Below are 16,671 nucleotides of genomic sequence, written 5' to 3'. Positions count from 1 at the left end.
GTCACCTCCATATCCCCCATGGAGGTACGTTGCGCCGCTTGTTGTCCCTCGCCACCGCGCTGACCCTCGTTCCGGTCGCCGCGCTGTCGGCGCCCGCCCTCGCCCATGCCGACCAGGCCCGGCCCGCCGCCGCGTCGCGCCAGGCCGTCGCGCAACCGCTCGTCGGACCGCCGCACGCCCTGGACGCCGCCGGCACGCCCACCCGGCAGCCGGTGGGACCATTCCGGGTCCGCGTCAGCCTGACATCCCGGCAGGCGATCACCAAGGTCGAAGGCTGGGTCCACCGCGTCGGCGAGACTGACCCCGTCATGAGCCTGGGCTCGTTCCGCATGACGAAGGAAGGGCCGCCGACCTACACCCTGTGGGAGTCGGACGCGCCGGTGGACCTTCCGGTGGGCGACTACACGGTGGTCGTGCGCGCGCAGAACGCCGGCGGCCTCACCGGCGAGGGCAGCGACCAGGTCCAGCGGCGGCTGGCCCCCGCCTTCGCCGAGATGAAGGCCACCCCGGGCACCGTCACCGTGGAGGACGACCGGACCGTCGTCACCGGACGCCTGCTGCACGACGGCAAGCCGCTGGCGGGCCTGGACGTGCGCAGCGACCGCGACCTGGCCCTCCGCACCACCACCGACCAGGACGGCCGGTTCCGCCTGCCCTACCGGGTGCACGGCGGCGGCTCGTATCGAGTGGTCACCGAGGGCGACGCTCGTTACGCGCGCACCGACACCGGCCTGGACGTGACCGTCCGCGCCCTGCCGACCCGCGTGACCCTGACCGTTCCCGCCGCGCCCACGGTCGGCGACCGCATCACCCTGACCGGCAAGGCCGAGCGCCTGTCGGGCACCTGGGGACCGCTGGCCGCGCGCACGATCACCCTGCGCCACTACGGCATCGAGTCGGGCCTGGACACCGACTACCCGGTCAAGACCGGCGCGGACGGCCGCTACTCGCTCACCCTTCCCGCGCCCGCCCCCGGCTACTGGAAGGCGCTCGCCGGAGGCACGGGTTACCTCCTCTCCACGGCCCGCGCCGCGCACGCCTCGCTCCACCGCACCCGGCTGGACGAGTTCGCGCTGACGCCGCGCACCGTGGACCCCAACGGCACCGTCACGATCAAGGGACGGCTGGCCCGGCAGAACGCCGACGGCACCTGGTCGCCGCTGAACGACCACAACGTGGAGGTGCAGCGCTCCACCGACGGCAAGCACTGGAAGTCGTGGGACTGGGCGTCCACCAACGCGCAGGGCCGCTTCACGACCTCGTTCGTCGCGGAGACCGACGCGCGCTTCCGGCTTCACCACACGGGCAGCGGTCACCGTGACGCCTTCACCGCGCCCCTGACGCTGGACGTGCGCAACGCGACCGCCGTCAACGGCTTCAACGCCTCGCCCGAGCCGGTCCGCAAGGGCCGCACGGTGACGCTCGCCGGAGCCCTCCAGCGCAAGACCGACAAGTGGCAGCCGTTCGGCGGCCAGCCGGTCTCCTTCTACTTCCTGCCCAAGGGCTCCACGAAATGGACCTACCTGGGCAAGGCGACCGCCGACAAGTACGGCCGCTTCCGCAAGGGCTTCAAGGCGACCAAGGACGGCACCTGGCGCGCCTACTACGGCGGCACCGCCACCTACGCCAAGACCTACCGCGACGACTACGTGGACGTGCGATGAGAATCCGGGCACACCGCTTCCTGGCGGTACTGACGGCCACCCTGCTCGCGCTGACGGCCCTGGTCGTCCCAGCGCGCGCCGAGGGCGAGGTCGTGTTCTCCAAGGCCGGCGGGACGGTCAAGGACAAGGCGACCGGGGAAACCCTGATCGGCACCCGCGCGGCCGCGCCGGGCGGCGTCGCGAGCGTCACCCTGCACCTGCGGCTGCGCGGCCAGACCGCGCCCTACACGAGCGTGAAGCTGAAGTTGGGGTCGGGCAGCGCGACGGACGGTTCCTGGTGGACGCCGGAGAACGTCCGGCTCCAGCGAGGCCGGACCCTTCTCGACGCCGAGGCCGTGACCGCCTCCGGCGAGAAGACCGTCAAGGCCGAGATCGGTTCCGTGGACTACACGCCGGTGCGGTTCCTGCTGGACACGCCCTCCGCCTACAGCGAGGCCTCCAGCACCAACCGGCCGGAGGGCCCGACCACCGTGACGTTCGACGTCGAGACCGCCCTGCCGGTCGCGCGGACCGAGGCGCGGGTGTACCGGTCCGGCGGCGCCGAGCCGCTCGCGGTGATCACCGACGTCACCGAGTACCGCCGGTTCGACCGCGGCGACTACGACCTGGTGATGTACAAGACGACCCGGCCGCTGGACCTGCCGCCCGGCGACTACGAGGTGGCCGTCAGCGCCTGGAACGGGGCGGGCGACCAGAACGACACGGCGCGCGTGCCCTTCCGGCGGCTGATGAAGCCCGTCTTCACCGGGCTGGCGGCCGACCGCACGTGGGCCGACGCCGACCACCCCGACGTCGAGGTGACCGGGACGCTGGTCGAGGAGGGCACGCAGCGGCCCATGGCCGGCGCGCGGATCGAGGGCAGGGGCGAGACGGCCACCGTCACCGACGCCGCCGGCCGGTTCCGTGTGCGGTCCCGGGTGTACGACAGGAAGGCCCGGGTGTACTCCAGCTCCGATGAAGAGAACGGGAGGATCGCCTCGGCCTCCGGGGAGGTCCGGGTCGAGTACAGGGCGCAGCTCACTCTCCTCACCGCCGCGTTCAGCCCCGCTCCGAAGGTCGTCGGCGAGACGGTGCGCGTGACCGGCAAGCTGACGCGCCGCACCTCCAGCGGGACGTGGGTGCCCTTCGCGGGCGAGACGGTCCACCTGGCGGGACCGGACGGCAAGCGGCTGGCCTCCTCGGTCACGGCCGCCGACGGTGGTTTCTCGGCTCCGGTCGTCGTGACCTGGAACCCGACCTATCAGGTCACCTACGAACCCACGGGTAAGGACTACTCCCGGTCGTCGGCGGTGCTCCCCACTAAGGGTCCGCTGCCGCTGATGTACCGGACGAAGGTCGAAGGCGTGAACGCCGGACCCGAGCCGGTCGCGATGGGCGGAACCGTCACCATGGCGGGCCGGGTGACGCGGCAGATCCCGGGCGGCACGCAGCCGGTGCCGCAGGCCTGGGTCGTCGCGCAGTTCTCGGCGGACGGCAAGAAGTGGCGCAACGTGGGCAACTACTTCGTCGCCGACGCCAAGGGCGCCTTCAAGGCGACCGCCAGGGCGAGCGCGTCCGGCTACTGGCGGACGGTCTACGACGGCGACGCCTACCATCTGGCGTCCCAGAGCGTCAGCGACCACGTCGTCGCCCGCTACCGGACGGGCTTCACCGGCTTCAACGCCTCGCCGGAACCGGTCCGCAAGGGCCGCGCCCTGACCGTCTCCGGCAAGCTCGTCCGCCAGGTCGGCAACTGGAAGCCGGCGGGGAAGGGCACGGCGGTCAACGTCTACTTCAAGGCCGCCGGCTCCACGAAGTGGACGCTGCTGGCGGTCGTGAAGACCGACGCCAAGGGCGCGTTCCGCAAGGCGTTCAAGGCCGCCAAGGACGGCACCTGGCTGGCGACCTACAAGGGGAGCGCCACCTACCTGGGCTCCAGCGCACCGGGCGACTACGTGGACGTCCGCTGACCCAGCGGAGGAGGCCGGCCGGTATCATGCCGAACGCGATATCGGCCGGTTTCTTCACCTTTTATCGGTAAACCGAAACCAGGGGCCGTTCGTCTTCCCTTCACCCCCGGACGTACGGAGCCCCTTTGCGCCGCCTGCTCTCCCTCGCCACCGCCGTGACGCTCACCTCGACCGTCCTCGCCGTCCCCGGCATCGCCCACGCCAGCATAGCCCTGACCAGGTTGAACACTCATTTCGACAACCTCGCCGCAGACCGCGTCGCCACGGTCACCGTCGCCGCCCGATCCGAAGCGGGGGTCAAGGAGATCCGTGCCGAACTACGGCACCTGAGCTCCGCGAACGCGCCCTACGCCACGCTGACGGGCTTCACCCGCAGCGCGGGGACGGACGAGGACGGTGTCTGGCAGATCGCCTACCGGCCCGACATCGAGACCCGCCCCGGCGTCACCTACGTCAAAGTCATCGTGACCGGCCAGGACGGCACCACCACCTCGGCCTCGTCCGGCTTCCGGGACTGCTACGCCACCGATTTCGCCGATCTCACCGCGCAGCCCGCCGTCCTGGACGTGGACCACCAGAGCACCACCGTCCGGGGCCGCCTGGTCTTCCGCAAGTCGCGGGCCGAGGAGCCGCAGCCGGTGCCGTCCGCGCGCGTCACCTCCCTCGGCGCCGTCTCGGAGACCACCACCGGTTCTGACGGCGGCCTCGCACTGACCACCCGATGGGTGGACGATGCCGGCCTGTCCTTCCCCGCCGCCGGCCCCCTGTGCTCCTGGACCGAACGCGCTCCGGTCACGGTGGTCCAACAGGCCACCGAGGTAAAGGCGCAGCTCGCCACCTTGCAGCCGGTTCCGTCCGGAACCGTCGCGGTCATCACCGGAAGGGTGACGCGGCAGGCCGCCACCGGTGTGGTCCCGGCCAGGGAAGTCGATGTCTCGCTACGGTTCGTGGACCGTACGGGCAACATCGCCAACACGATCGTCAGTACTCTTCCGGACGGTACCTTCAGAGGAACGTTCACCCCGCGCGACAGCGGCCGCTGGAGTGCCTGGGTCGACGACTCCCGCTTCTACAGGCAGAGTGCGGAAGTCGGCGGGGAACTGGTGACCGGCCGCCGAACCGCCCAGATCACCGGTTCCAACGCGGGCCCCGAACCCCTCGTTCGTGGGGAGGACGTCACCATCACCGGCGACCTGAAGCAGGTCGGCGGCGGCCCGATCGAGAACGCCGTCCTGGACGTGGAGTTCTCCGCTGACGGCAAGACCGGCTGGAAGAAGCTCAGCCAGGCTCGCAGCTACCGTGGCGGCAAGATCATCGGTGACGTCACCAACATCCGGAGCAGCGGTTATTGGCGGCTCCGCTTTCCCGGCGACGCACAGAACACCCCCGCTGTCGGCTGGGCCGACCAGATCGAAGTCCGTGACCGCACCTACATCTATGGCTTCAACGCCTCGCCCGAGCCCGTGCGCAAGGGCGGCACCGTCACTGTCAAGGGCGAACTGCATCGGCTGACCGGCAAGCCGACCGGCGGGTTCGCGAGCCAGAAGGTCTACTTCTACTTCCTTCCTAAGGGAACGAAGACCTGGACCTATCTGGCCAGTACCACCACCGACCGCTATGGGAACTTCAGCCGCGGCTTCAAGGCCGCCAAGGACGGCACCTGGCGCGCCTACTACGCGGGCTCGTCGGCCTACATGAAGTGGCACGCCGACGACTACGTGGACGTTCGCTAGGCACCCGCCGTACGGGAAAGGGCCCAGAGGACGCCGCGCCTGTCCTCTGGGCCCTTCCGCGTGTTCAGCGCCAGTAGCTCGGGTAGCGGCCGCCCGGCAGCACGCGGCTCAGCAGCACGCCGCCCAGCACCACGACCAGCGACGCCGCCAGTACCGGGCTGAGCAGGAACAGCGGGTCCGGCGCGGTGACGCCGATCAGCGCGGCGGTCGCGGTGGCGGGCGGGTGCGGCGCGCGCAGCAGCAACATCGGCGCGGTCGCCAGGCCCGCCGCCAGCGCCGCCGTCCACACCGACGGGCCGAGCAGGGCGGTGAGGGTGAGGGCGAGCGTGGCGGCGGTCAGGTGGCCCAGCACGATGCTGCGCGGCTGGGCGAACGGGACGGCGGGCGCGAGCGCGACGATGGCGGCGCTGGCCGCGAACGGCAGTGCGAACAGCGGCAGGTGCGTCGCCGACGTGACGGCGGCCAGCAGGAACAGTCCGGCCGTGGCGGTGAGCGTCGTCGCGAGCGCGGCGTTGACCGGGGGACGGGCGGGCGCGGCGGCCGTGGGGGCGGGCGGCGGCGGTGCGGTGGCGAGGTCGGGGGCGCCGGGCGCCATCGAAGGGTCTCCGTTCCGAGGAGAGACCCTGCCCGCGCGCACGCGGGCAGGGTCGGTGAAAAGGACGGCTCAGGCGGGGAGGCGGGACAGGAAGTCGCCGATCAGGGCCGCGCTCTCCCGCAGCCGCGTGGTGAGCGGGAAGTGCCCGGCGTCCAGCAGGTGGATCTCCGCGTCCTTGACGTCGCGGGCGAACGCGCGCGCCCCCTCCGGCCCGAAGATCTCGTCGCCCCGCCCCCAGGCCGCCAGCACCGGCGGCTGGTGGGTGCGCAGGTACTCCTGCCAGGCGGGGTAGAGCCCGACGTTGGTGCCGTAGTCCAGGAACAGGGTGAGCTGGATCTCCGCGTTGCCGGGGCGGTCCAGCAGGACCTGGTCGTGCAGTTTCAGGGACGGGTCCACCAGCTCCACGTCCGGCACGCCGTGCGTGTACTGCCAGTGGGTGGCCTCCCGCGCGGTCTGGCCGCGCAGCGCGGAGGTGTCGCCGGTCGGGTCGGCCCAGTAGGCGCGGATCGGGTCCCAGAACGGCGTCAGGCCCTCCTCGTAGGCGTTGCCGTTCTGCGAGACGATCCCGGTGATGCGCTCGGGGTGCCGCAGCGCCAGCCGGAAGCCGACCGGCGCGCCGTAGTCGTGCACGTAGATCGCGTACCGGTCCACCCCGATGGTGTCGAGCAGCGTGTCCACCACGTCGGCCAGGCGGTCGAAGGTGTACTCCCACTCGTCGACGGAGGGCGCGGAGCTGAACCCGAAGCCCGGGTAGTCGGGCGCGACCAGGTGGAAGCGGTCCGCCAGTTCCGCCATCAGGCTGCGGTAGGCGATCGAGGAGGTCGGGAAGCCGTGCAGCAGCACGAGCGTGGGCGCGGCGGGGTCGCCGGCCTCCCGGTAGAAGACGTCCAGGCCGTCGATCCGGACGGTGCGGTGACGCGTGCTCATGGCAACTCCAACCATCTAAAGGCGTTTAGCCGGTTAGCTATGGCGTCACCGTAGCCCGGCGTGCGCCAACCAGTCAACTCTGTTTAGCCGGTTAGGATGGACGGCATGTCGCGTCCCCTGATCGGAGAGCCCCTCGCCCTGGAACTGGTCAACACCCAGTGGATGCACCACGGGCGACTCGTGGACCTGTTCGACGAGCCCGGCGGCGTCGAGTCCTGGATCGCCGAGACCGGCCTGCCCGGCGTCCCTGACGCACGCGAGCCGCTGATCGTCGCCCGCGCCGCCCTGCGCGCCGCGCTCGGCGGCGACGAGCAACCTCTGAACGACGTCCTCGACCGCGGCGCACGACGCCCCCAGCTACGCGACGGCCTGCCCGTCGAGGAACTCGTGCTCGACTCCCCCGAGTGGCTCCCGGCCTGGGTCGCGGCCGCCGACCTCGTCCGGCTGCGCGCCGAACGGGCCGAGCGCATCCGCAAATGCGCCAACCCCGACTGCGTGCTCTGGTTCTACGACATCAGCAAGAACGGCCGCCGCCGCTGGTGCTCCATGGACGCCTGCGGCAACCGCGCCAAGACCGACCGCTACCAGCAACGCCACCGCACCACCTGACGGGTCACTATCGTCACCAGGGTGACGACCGACTTCGACGCCTACGAGCGCGACCTGTGGACCGGCCGGGCCACCGCCTACGAGCAGGGCTTCGCCAAGCTGACGACCCGCACCATCGCCCCGCTGCTGGACGCCGCCCGCGTCACCGCCGGGACCCGCTTGCTGGACATCGGCACCGGGCCCGGCATCGTCGCGGCCGAGGCCGTCCGGCGCGGCGCGGACGCGTCGGCGGTGGACGCCGAGCCCGAGATGGCCGCGACCGCCCGCCGCAACGTCCCCGGCCTGGACGTCCAGGTGGCGGTGCTGCCAGACCTGCCCTTCCCTGACGCCGCATTCGACGCCGTCGTGGGCAACTTCGTGATCAACCACGTGAGCGACCCCGCCGTGACGCTCGGGGAGCTGCGGCGGGTGTTGCGTCCCGGCGGGCGGCTCGCGCTGACCTGCTGGCGGATGCCCGGCACCGGCGCGCTCGCCCTGGTCCGCGAGGCGATCGACGAGGCGGAGGTGCCCTGGCCGGACGACATCCCGGAGCCGCCGTTCACCGAGCACGGCGAGCGTGCCGCGTTCGAGGCGCTGGTCACGGCCGCCGGGTTCGCCGACGCCGCCGCCGAGGACATCACCTGGACGCACCCCGTCGACCCCGAGGAGTGGTGGGAGCTGGGCGCGCTGGCCCGCGTCGGCAGCAACGGCGTGGTCGTCGGCCGGCAGGACGCGCCGACCGTCGCCCGCATCAAGACCGCCTACGACCGCCTGGCCACCCGCTACGCCACCGCTGACGGCCGCATAGCGCTCCCCGCCCACGCCCTCCTGGCCTGCGGCACGCGCTAAGCCGCTCAGTCCAGGGCCGCGACCAGGCCGCGCAGCCCCTCCAGCACCTCGGCCGCGGTCGGCGCGTTGGCGGGATCGCTCAAGCACTGGACCATCACGCCGGTCACTAGTGCCGACTGCACCATGCCCACCGTCCGGGCCGAACGCTCCGGCACCGACTCCTCCGGCACGTTCTCCACGATCCCGGCCATCCCGCGCCGCCCGTGGCCGACGCCCACCGCCAGCGCCTCCCGCAGTTCAGGCTGCCGCTGCGCCTGCATGAACAGCTCCACCGAGGCCAGCCACAACTCGGGGTGCTCGAAGAACTCCGCGATCAGGCTCTCCCACACGCGCCCGAAGTCGCGCGCCGCCGCCCGCCCGTCCTCCGCCGGGGGCAGCACCCGCCCCATGCGGTCGCCCCACTCGTCGAGCAGCGCGAACAGCGCCTGGTTCAGCAGCGCCTCCCGCGACCCGTAGTGGTAGCCGATCGCGGCCATGCTCACCCCGGCCGTCGTGGCGATGTCGCGCACGCTCGTGCGGTCGTACCCCTTCTCGCGCAGGCACTTCTTCGCGCCTTCGAGCAGGTCTTCGCGGTTGCCCATGCGCGGCACCCTACCAAAGCCATTGGGCGAACGCCTTAGGCGATCGTCTTGCGCGATCGCCCAAATCGTTGTTACGGTCCTCGCACCGCTTGATCGGAAACGAGGAGACGCAGATGAGGATCGCCACCTGGAGCTCGGGAATCGCCCTGGCCGGGACGCTCGCGACGGTCGTGCAACCGGCCGGGACCGCCGCCGCGGCCCCCGACCCGTCGGTCGTCGCCACCACCTCGGGCGCGGTGCGCGGCACCGTCGGCCCGCAGGTCCGCTCCTTCCAGGGCATCCCCTACGCCACCGCCGCCCGCTGGACCGCGCCCCGGCCGCCCGCCGCCTGGTCCGGCGTCCGGAACACCACCGCGCCCGGCCCTTCCTGCGCGCAGCCGAAGGGCTACCCCATCGGCGTGCCGAACGACCGGGAGCAGGACTGCCTCGTCGTCAACGTCACCGCGCCGACCGACGCGCGCGGCCGCCTACCGGTCATCGTGTGGGTGCACGGCGGCAGCATGGTCTACGGCACCGGCGACTTCTACGGCCCGGACCGGCTCGCCGCCAAGGGCGCGGTCGTCGTCTCCATGAATTACCGCCTCGGCGCGTTCGCCTTCCTCGCGCACCCGTCCCTGAAGGAGTCGGGCAACCTCGCGCTCCAGGACCAGCAGGCCGCGCTGCGCTGGGTGCGCGCCAACATCGCCGCGTTCGGCGGCGACGCCCGCAACGTCACCGTCATGGGCGAGTCCGCAGGCGGCTACGGCGTCTGCGGCCACCTCGCCTCGCCCGCGTCGGCCGGGCTCTTCGACAAGGCGATCGTCCAGAGCGCGCCCTGCGCCGGGGACGCCTCGCGCACCCGCGCCAAGGCCGAGGCCGACAGCGACCAGGTCATCAAGGACGTGGGCTGCGCCGAAGCCGCCGACGTGGCCGCCTGCCTGCGCGACGAGTCGAAGGTCTCGACGACCGACCTGCTCGACGCGTACGGCGCCCGCCGCGAGCCCAATCTGATCAGCGGGACCCCGCTGCTCCCGCTCCCGCCCGGCGAGGCGCTGCGCACCGGGCGCTTCAACCGCGTCCCCGTCCTCATCGGCGTCAACCACGACGAGGAGAACGGCATGGTGCTCGGCGCGGAGCTGGCCACCGGCAAGCCCACGCAACCCGAGGATTACGTCCGGACCGTCCGGGAGGAGTTCGGCGACAAGGCCGACGCCGTGCTCAGGCGCTACCCCCTGCGCGGCTCGGCCGGCCAGACCCTGGCCAGGGTGAAGACCGACGCCGTCTGGTCCGCGCCGACCCTGGACACCGCCCGCGCCCTGTCCCGCTGGACGCCCACCCGCATGTACGAGTTCGCCGAGCGGGACACGCCCTGGTTCGCCGGATACCCCGCCCCCAGCTTCCCCGCCCGCGCCCAGCACATGGCCGAGCTGCCCTACCTGTTCGACCTGGCCCGACTGTTCGGTGAGCCGACCCGCGAGCAGGCCCGGCTCGGCGAGCGGATGACCGCGGCCTGGGTGCGCTTCGCCGCGACCGGCGACCCCAACGGCGGCCGCGAGGCGTCCTGGCCGCGCCTGCGCCCGAACGACTGGCACGTGCAGTCGCTGACCTTGGGCGCCTGGCGACGCGCGCGACCACGGCTACCGCTTCTGGAACCGTCTCCACGGTGCCTCGTGAAGGCACGAGCCGCCCGCCCGACGGCATATTGGCGCGCGAGCGAGTGCTCCGCACCGGTAGCCTCGGACCTGTGATTGACCTGCGAGCCCTTCGAGAGCATCCCGAGCGGTTGCGCGCCTCCCAGCGCGCCCGCGGTGAGGACGAGGCCGTCGTCGACACGCTGCTGGCCCTGGACGAACGGCGGCGCTCCGCGCTGTCGTCGTTCGAGCGGCTGCGCGCCGAGCAGAAGAGTTTCGGCAAGTCCGTCTCCCGGGCGCAGGGCGACGAGCGGCAGGCGCTGCTGTCCCGCGCCAAGGAGCTGGCGCAGCAGGTCAAGGAGGCCGAAGCCGAGGCCGACCGGCTCGGCGGCGAGCTGGACACCGTGCTCAAGGGCGTGCCCAACCTCATCGAGGAGGACGCCCCGGCCGGCGGCGAGCAGGACTTCGTCGTCCTGGAGCACGTCGGCGAGCCCACCGCCTTCGACTTCGAGCCCAAGGACCACCTGGAGCTGGGCGAGAGCCTGGGCGCGATCGACATGGAGCGCGGCGCGAAGGTGTCGGGCGCGCGCTTCTACTACCTGACCGGCGTGGGCGCGCGCCTCCAGTACGCGCTGCTGAACCTCGCCATGGAGCAGGCCGTCGAGGCCGGGTTCGTGCCGATGTACCCGCCGGTGCTGGTCAAGCCGGAGGCGATGGAGGGCACCGGGTTCCTCGGCGCGCACGCCGCCGAGGTCTACCAGTTGCCCGCCGACGACCTGTACCTGGTCGGCACCTCCGAGGTGCCGCTGGCCGCCTACCACATGAACGAGATCATCGACGCGCTGCCGCGGCGCTACGTCGCCTGGTCGTCGTGCTTCCGCCGCGAGGCCGGGTCCTACGGCAAGGACACCCGCGGCATCATCCGGGTGCACCAGTTCGACAAGGTCGAGATGTTCTCCTACTGCGACCCGGCCGACGCGCACGCCGAGCACCTGCGGCTGCTGGACTGGGAGAAGCAGATGCTCGCCAAGGTCGAGCTGCCCTACCGGGTGATCGACGTGGCGGCCGGCGACCTCGGCTCCAGCGCCGCGCGCAAGTACGACTGCGAGGCGTGGGTGCCCACCCAGAACGCCTACCGCGAGGTCACCTCGACCTCCAACTGCACCGAGTTCCAGGCCCGCCGCCTGTCGGTGCGGCACCGCGACGCCGACGGCAAGAACCAGCCCGTCGCGACGCTGAACGGCACGCTCGCCACCACCCGCTGGATGGTGGCCATCCTGGAGAACCACCAGCAGGCCGACGGATCGGTGCGGGTGCCCAAGGCCCTGCAGAAGTTCCTCGGGCTGGAAGTCCTGGAGCCGGTCAAGCGTTGACACAGACGCCGGAGGGCCGCCCCTGGGGAAGGGGGCGGTCCTCCGGTCTTTTCCGGCCCGCCCCAGGGGCGGAAAGTCCCTTACGCCACCGGTGTGACGGTTGCTGGCGGGGTGTCGCCTAAGGTGTGTGCCAGGAGCGACGGGAAGGTGCCATGACCGCCGACACACCGCGTCTGATCGCCACCGACCTGGACGGCACGATCGTGCGCACCGACGGGACGATCTCCGACCGCACCGTGGCCGCGCTGGCCCGGGTCGAGCGGGCCGGGGCGATGCTGGTCATGGTCACCGGGCGGCCGCCGCGCTGGATGCACGAGATCGCCGCCGCCGTCGACCACCACGGCGTCGCCATCTGCGCCAACGGCGCGGTGTTGTACGACCTGCACACCGAGACCGTGCTGCGCGCCAACATGATCGAGCCCGAGACCATCGCCGAGACGGTGGAGCGGCTGCGCGCCGTCGACGGCGAGCTGCGCTTCGCCGTCGAGTACCCGACCGGCTTCGTCTTCGAGGCCCGCTACAACCTGGGCCGCTGGGACTCCGAGGCGCTCGGCGGCCGTCCGGTGGACGGCGAGGAGCTGGTCCGGCGCGGCGGCACCAAGCTGCTGGCCTTCCATCCCAGCGCCGACCCCGACCTGCTCGCCGAGAAGGCGGAGAAGGCCGTGGGGGAGCTGGTCACCGTCACCCACTCCTCGGGCCGGGGCCTGCTGGAGATGAGCGCGCAGGGCGTCACCAAGGCGAGCGCGCTGGGCGAGCTGTGCGCCGAGCACCAGATCGCGGCGTCGCAGGTCGTGGCGTTCGGGGACATGCCCAACGACCTGCCGATGCTGACCTGGGCAGGGACCTCCTACGGCGTCGCCAACGCCCACCCCGACGTGCTGGCGGCCGTCACCCACACCACCTACCGCAACGACGACGACGGCGTGGCGCAGGTGCTGGAGCGCCTGTTCCCCTGAGCGGCCGTCCAGCCGCCCAGGGGCCTTCGGTCGCCTACAGGTAGGGGCCGGAGGAGTGCCGGGGCGGCGTCTGCTGCCCCTCCTCCTCGGCGCCCGCCTGGATCATCCCGGCGGGCAGCGCCCGGCGCATCTGCTCCAGCTGGGCGCGCGCCGCCATCTGCTGGGCGAACAGCGTGGTCTGGATGCCGTGGAACAGCCCCTCCAGCCAGCCGACGAGCTGGGCCTGGGCGATGCGCAGCTCCGACTCGCTGGGCACCGAGCCCTGCGCGAACGGCAACGACAGCCGCTCCAGCTCCTCCACCAGCTCGGGCGCGAGGCCGTCCTCCAGCTCCTTGATGGACGACTGGTGGATCTCGCGGAGGCGGGCGCGGCTGGCCTCGTCCAGCGGCGCGGCCTTCACCTCGTCGAGCAGCTGGCGGATCATGCCGCCGATCCGCATCACCTTGGCGGGCTGCTCGACCATCTCGGCCACCGACTTCTCCTCCCGGTCGGTGTCACCGCCGCCCGTCGCCATGGCGTTGGGTCCGACCACCAGGATCTGCTGGTCCTGCTGCGAAGGCTCACTCATGATGTCTCCCAGTCTCACACGGTCAGCAAGATTTTTCCGACGTGGCCGCTGTCCTCCAGCAACCGGTGCGCCCGCGCGGCCTGCTCCATCGGCACCGTCCGGTCGACCACCGGACGGACCTTCCCCGCCGCGAACAGGGGCCACACGTGCTCCCGGACCGAGGCCACGATCTCGGCCTTCTCCTCCAACGGACGGCTCCGCAGGGAGGTTGCGTGGACCGAGGCCCGCTTGCCGAGCAGCTTGCCGAGGTCCAGCTCCGCCTTGGCCCCGCCCTGGAGCCCGATGACGACGAGCCGTCCGCCCGCCGCCAGCGCGTCCACGTTGCGGGCGAGGTACTTGGCGCCCATGTTGTCGAGGACGACGTCGAAGGGGCCGTGCTCGACGAAGTCGTCCTCGCGGTAGTTGACCGCCTCGTCCGCGCCCAGCTCCAGGCACCGCCGCGCCTTCTCGTCGGACCCCACGGTGCACGAGACGCGCGCGCCCAGGACGTGCGCGAGCTGGATGGCCATGGTGCCGATGCCGCTGCCGCCGCCGTGCACGAGAAAATGCTCCCCGGCGCGGAGTTCGGCCAGCATGAAGACGTTCGACCACACGGTGCAGGCGACTTCCGGCAACCCGGCGGCCTCGACCAGATCGACCCCCTCGGGCACCGGCAGGAGCTGACCGGCGGGGACGGCGACCTTCTCGGCGTACCCGCCCCCGGCGAGCAGGGCGCAGACCTCGTCGCCGACCGACCAGCCGGTGACGCCGTCGCCGAGCGCGGCGACGCGTCCGGACACCTCCAGGCCGGGATAGTCGGAGGCTCCCTTGGGCGGGGGATAGAACCCCATCCGCTGCATGACGTCGGCCCGGTTCACCGCGCTGGCGGCGACCTCGACCACGACCTCGCCGGGACGCGGCTCGGGATCGGGGACCTGCGTCCACTCCAGCACGTCGGCATCGCCGGGCTCACGGATCACGATCGCACGCATGGTCTTCACGCTACCGGGCGGCGATCGTCGCAGATCGCCGCCCCGTCGGGTGCGGCGGCCGCGCGGGACGGGACCGCCATGGCTTTACGAGAGAGATGCGTGGTATTGGCGCACAGGTATCCTTCCGGGGAGCCCATGCCAACCTGCTCCATAAACAATCTTTGATGTGGTTTCCGAGGGGAGAAGCGGTGGCGAGGAACGAACACGACGGACGCTCCCTGGAGGAGCGTTTGGCCTCCCTGGACGCGATGCACAACGAGTCCACCGGGCCGTCCGCCGTGCAGCCCGGCGCCCCGGAGCCGTCCCCCGACCCGGCCTCGGCTCCCGAGGGGCAGCCCGAGCCGGAGGCGAACCCGTGGCTGGCCGCACCGCCGCCGCCTCCCGCCGCCGAGCAGCAGGACGTGAGCTTCGGCGCGCCGCAGCCGCCGGACTTCACCAAGGGGCCTGCGCAGGAGAACCCGTTCAACGTGCCGCCGCTGGGCGCCCCTGACTTCGGCCAGGCCCCGCCGCCCCCGCCGGGCCAGGAGTTCAACGCGCCCCCGCCGCCGCCCGGCCAGGAGTTCAACGCCCCGCCGCCGCCCCCGGGACAGAACTTCACCCCACCCCCGCCGCCCCCCGGCCAGGACTTCAACCCGCCGCAGGACTTCCCCCAGCCTCCCCCGCCCGGCCAGCAGAACTTCCCGCCCCCGCCGCCGGGCCAGCAGCCGTTCGGCGACCTGCCGGCCCCGCCCCCGTACGCGGCGGCCCCGCCGCCCTTCGAGGGCGCCCCGCAGCAGCCGTACGACGCCGGCGCGCTCCCGCCGCCGTACCAGGGCTACCAGCCGGGCCCTCTTGAGGGCGGCCACGCACCGCAGCCTCCCCAGGGCCCGCCGCAGTTCGACCAGCTGCCGCCGTACCCGAACGAGCAGCAGCAGTTCGCGCCGCAGTTCCCGTACCAGCCCCAGGAGGGCGCGCCGCAGGGCCCGGAAGGCGCGCCGCCCATGGGCGTACCGCCGTACAACCCGGCCCCGCCCTACGGCCCCGAGGGCCAGCAGCCCACCGAGGGCTACGCACCCCCACCCACCGAGGGCTACGGCCCTCCCCCGGGCGAGGGCTACGGCCCGCCGCCCGGCGAGGGCTACCCGCCCCCGCCCAGTGAGGGTTATAGCCCGCCGCCCGGTGAGGGTTACGCATCCCCGCCCACCGAGGGTTACGGCCCCCCGCCCACCGAGGGTTACGCGCCCCCACCCGGCGAGGGTTACGGCCAGCCGCCAGCCGAGGGCTACGCGCCCCCGCCCGGCGGCTACCCCCAGGGCTACCCGCCGCAGGGCCAGCCGCCGCAGGGCTACCCACTGCAGGGCCAGCCGCCCGTGCCGCAGCAGCCGGAGAGCAGCGAGAGCCTCAGCTCGGAGAACCTGCTCGGCGAGCGCCGCATCGCCCCGTCCGCGGGCTGGCGCAAGGTCGTCTACAAGGCGACCGCGGGCAGCATCCACCCCGGCGAGTCGCAGGCCGAGCTGCGCCGCAAGGACCTGGTCGAGCGGGCCCGCACCCCGGTCGCCGGCGGCCACCACCGCGTCGCGGTGATGTCCCTCAAGGGCGGCGTCGGCAAGACGACCACGACCACCGGCCTGGGCTCGATGCTGGCGTCCATGCGCGGTGACCGCGTCATCGCCGTGGACGCCAACCCCGACCGCGGCACGCTGTCGGACAAGGTGCGCCTGGAGACCGCGGCGACGGTCCGCGACCTGCTGAACGACCGCGAGCGCATCAACCGCTACGCCGACGTGCGCGCCTTCACCTCGCAGAACGAGGCGCGCCTGGAGATCCTGGCCTCCGACCGCGACCCGGCGGTCAGCGAGGCGTTCAGCGCCGAGGACTACTCGTCGGTCGCGGTGGTGCTGGAGCAGTACTACTCGATCTGCATCACCGACTGCGGGACGGGCCTGCTGCACTCGGCGATGGCCGGGGTCCTCTCCCTGGCCGACCAGCTCGTCCTGGTCAGCTCCCCGTCGGTGGACGGCGCGCGCTCGGCCAGCGCCACTCTGGACTGGCTGGAGGCCCACGACCACGGCCACCTGGTGCGCAACGGCGTGGTGGTCCTGTCGATGGTCCGCAACCGGACCCGCAGCCAGGTCGACCTGGACAAGCTCCAGGCCCACTTCGAGAGCCGCTGCCGGGCCGTCGTCCGCATCCCCTACGACGACCACCTGGAGGAGGGCGCGGAGCTGGAGTTGGAGCAGCTCGCGCCGCCCACCCGCGAGGCGTACCTGACGCTGGCGGCCGTGGTGGGCGACGGTTTCGCCTACCAGCGCCCGCAGCAGTGACGGC

14 protein-coding genes are annotated in these 16,671 nt (G+C 72.4%); 9 read left to right on the top strand and 5 right to left on the bottom strand.

Annotated elements, in window-relative coordinates; genetic code table 11:
* Positions 1-29: 29 nt before the first annotated feature.
* The 3 genes from AH6_RS27640 to AH6_RS27630 all read left to right on the top strand — a co-directional run bounded on the left by AH6_RS27640 (position 30) and on the right by AH6_RS27630 (position 5,346).
* The gene (locus AH6_RS27640) at positions 30-1,664 is read left to right on the top strand and encodes a hypothetical protein (protein WP_067485607.1); all 1,635 of its coding nucleotides are present in this window, start codon (positions 30-32) and stop codon (positions 1,662-1,664) included.
* Positions 1,661-3,613 carry a hypothetical protein gene (locus AH6_RS27635; protein WP_067485605.1) on the top strand — a complete coding sequence of 651 codons (1,953 nt, stop codon included), beginning with the start codon at positions 1,661-1,663 and terminating at the stop codon, positions 3,611-3,613. Before AH6_RS27640 ends, AH6_RS27635 begins: the two co-directional genes overlap by 4 nt.
* A gap of 125 nt (positions 3,614-3,738) precedes the next feature.
* On the top strand, positions 3,739-5,346 hold the full coding sequence (locus tag AH6_RS27630) for a hypothetical protein (protein WP_067485603.1): 1,608 nt from the start codon (positions 3,739-3,741) through the stop codon (positions 5,344-5,346).
* A 64-nt stretch (positions 5,347-5,410) separates the two neighbouring features.
* Here AH6_RS27630 and AH6_RS27625 read toward each other — a convergent pair whose 3' ends face one another.
* Both AH6_RS27625 and AH6_RS27620 read right to left on the bottom strand, forming a co-directional pair.
* Positions 5,411-5,941 carry an HPP family protein gene (locus tag AH6_RS27625; protein ID WP_067485601.1) on the bottom strand — a complete coding sequence of 177 codons (531 nt, stop codon included), beginning with the start codon at positions 5,939-5,941 and terminating at the stop codon, positions 5,411-5,413.
* A gap of 69 nt (positions 5,942-6,010) precedes the next feature.
* The gene (locus AH6_RS27620) at positions 6,011-6,868 is read right to left on the bottom strand and encodes an alpha/beta fold hydrolase (protein ID WP_067485599.1); all 858 of its coding nucleotides are present in this window, start codon (positions 6,866-6,868) and stop codon (positions 6,011-6,013) included.
* 105 nt (positions 6,869-6,973) lie between these two features.
* On the opposite strand from AH6_RS27620, the gene AH6_RS27615 reads away from it, so the two are divergent.
* Both AH6_RS27615 and AH6_RS27610 read left to right on the top strand, forming a co-directional pair.
* Positions 6,974-7,477, top strand: coding sequence for a CGNR zinc finger domain-containing protein (locus tag AH6_RS27615; protein WP_067485597.1), 504 nt, complete (start codon positions 6,974-6,976; stop codon positions 7,475-7,477).
* A 21-nt stretch (positions 7,478-7,498) separates the two neighbouring features.
* The gene (locus AH6_RS27610) at positions 7,499-8,305 is read left to right on the top strand and encodes a class I SAM-dependent methyltransferase (protein WP_067485595.1); all 807 of its coding nucleotides are present in this window, start codon (positions 7,499-7,501) and stop codon (positions 8,303-8,305) included.
* Positions 8,306-8,310: 5 nt separating this feature from the next.
* On the opposite strand, the gene AH6_RS27605 is transcribed toward AH6_RS27610, so the two are convergent.
* Positions 8,311-8,886 (bottom strand): TetR/AcrR family transcriptional regulator, encoded by a 576-nt coding sequence (locus AH6_RS27605; protein ID WP_067485593.1) that lies wholly within the window; start codon positions 8,884-8,886, stop codon positions 8,311-8,313.
* Positions 8,887-8,999: 113 nt separating this feature from the next.
* On the opposite strand from AH6_RS27605, the gene AH6_RS27600 reads away from it, so the two are divergent.
* The 3 genes from AH6_RS27600 (at position 9,000) to AH6_RS27590 (ending at position 12,825) form a co-directional block, all read left to right on the top strand.
* Positions 9,000-10,613, top strand: a complete 1,614-nt coding sequence (locus AH6_RS27600; protein WP_067485591.1) for a carboxylesterase/lipase family protein — start codon at positions 9,000-9,002, stop codon at positions 10,611-10,613.
* Positions 10,610-11,869, top strand: a complete 1,260-nt coding sequence (gene serS, locus AH6_RS27595; RefSeq protein ID WP_067485589.1) for a serine--tRNA ligase — start codon at positions 10,610-10,612, stop codon at positions 11,867-11,869. Before AH6_RS27600 ends, serS begins: the two co-directional genes overlap by 4 nt.
* A gap of 152 nt (positions 11,870-12,021) precedes the next feature.
* Positions 12,022-12,825: an HAD family hydrolase gene (locus tag AH6_RS27590; RefSeq protein WP_067485587.1), complete on the top strand. Its 804-nt coding sequence runs from the start codon at positions 12,022-12,024 to the stop codon at positions 12,823-12,825.
* A 34-nt stretch (positions 12,826-12,859) separates the two neighbouring features.
* Here AH6_RS27590 and AH6_RS27585 read toward each other — a convergent pair whose 3' ends face one another.
* Both AH6_RS27585 and AH6_RS27580 read right to left on the bottom strand, forming a co-directional pair.
* Entirely contained in the window at positions 12,860-13,393 is a 534-nt protein-coding gene (locus tag AH6_RS27585; protein ID WP_067485585.1) for a bacterial proteasome activator family protein, read from the bottom strand.
* A gap of 14 nt (positions 13,394-13,407) precedes the next feature.
* Positions 13,408-14,364, bottom strand: a complete 957-nt coding sequence (locus AH6_RS27580; RefSeq protein WP_067485643.1) for an NAD(P)H-quinone oxidoreductase — start codon at positions 14,362-14,364, stop codon at positions 13,408-13,410.
* Positions 14,365-14,552: 188 nt separating this feature from the next.
* Here AH6_RS27580 and AH6_RS46090 point away from each other — a divergent pair, with 188 nt between their 5' ends.
* Positions 14,553-16,667, top strand: coding sequence for a MinD/ParA family ATP-binding protein (locus AH6_RS46090; protein ID WP_245679496.1), 2,115 nt, complete (start codon positions 14,553-14,555; stop codon positions 16,665-16,667).
* The last annotated feature ends 4 nt before the right edge of the window (positions 16,668-16,671 follow it).

The sequence above is a fragment of the Actinomadura hibisca NBRC 15177 genome (genome assembly GCF_001552635.1).
GTDB classification, from domain to species: Bacteria; Actinomycetota; Actinomycetes; order Streptosporangiales; family Streptosporangiaceae; genus Spirillospora; species Spirillospora hibisca.
This window is presented reverse-complemented; position numbering and strand designations above follow the sequence as displayed.

Coding starts and splice junctions, on each gene's coding strand:
- AH6_RS27635 (WP_067485605.1), top strand. CDS start 1,661: ATGAGAATCCGGGCACACCGCTTCCTGGCGGTACTGACGGCCACCCTG.
- AH6_RS27625 (WP_067485601.1), bottom strand. CDS start 5,941: ATGGCGCCCGGCGCCCCCGACCTCGCCACCGCACCGCCGCCGCCCGCC.
- AH6_RS27620 (WP_067485599.1), bottom strand. CDS start 6,868: ATGAGCACGCGTCACCGCACCGTCCGGATCGACGGCCTGGACGTCTTC.
- AH6_RS27615 (WP_067485597.1), top strand. CDS start 6,974: ATGTCGCGTCCCCTGATCGGAGAGCCCCTCGCCCTGGAACTGGTCAAC.
- AH6_RS27605 (WP_067485593.1), bottom strand. CDS start 8,886: ATGGGCAACCGCGAAGACCTGCTCGAAGGCGCGAAGAAGTGCCTGCGC.
- AH6_RS27600 (WP_067485591.1), top strand. CDS start 9,000: ATGAGGATCGCCACCTGGAGCTCGGGAATCGCCCTGGCCGGGACGCTC.
- AH6_RS27590 (WP_067485587.1), top strand. CDS start 12,022: ATGACCGCCGACACACCGCGTCTGATCGCCACCGACCTGGACGGCACG.
- AH6_RS27585 (WP_067485585.1), bottom strand. CDS start 13,393: ATGAGTGAGCCTTCGCAGCAGGACCAGCAGATCCTGGTGGTCGGACCC.
- AH6_RS27580 (WP_067485643.1), bottom strand. CDS start 14,364: ATGCGTGCGATCGTGATCCGTGAGCCCGGCGATGCCGACGTGCTGGAG.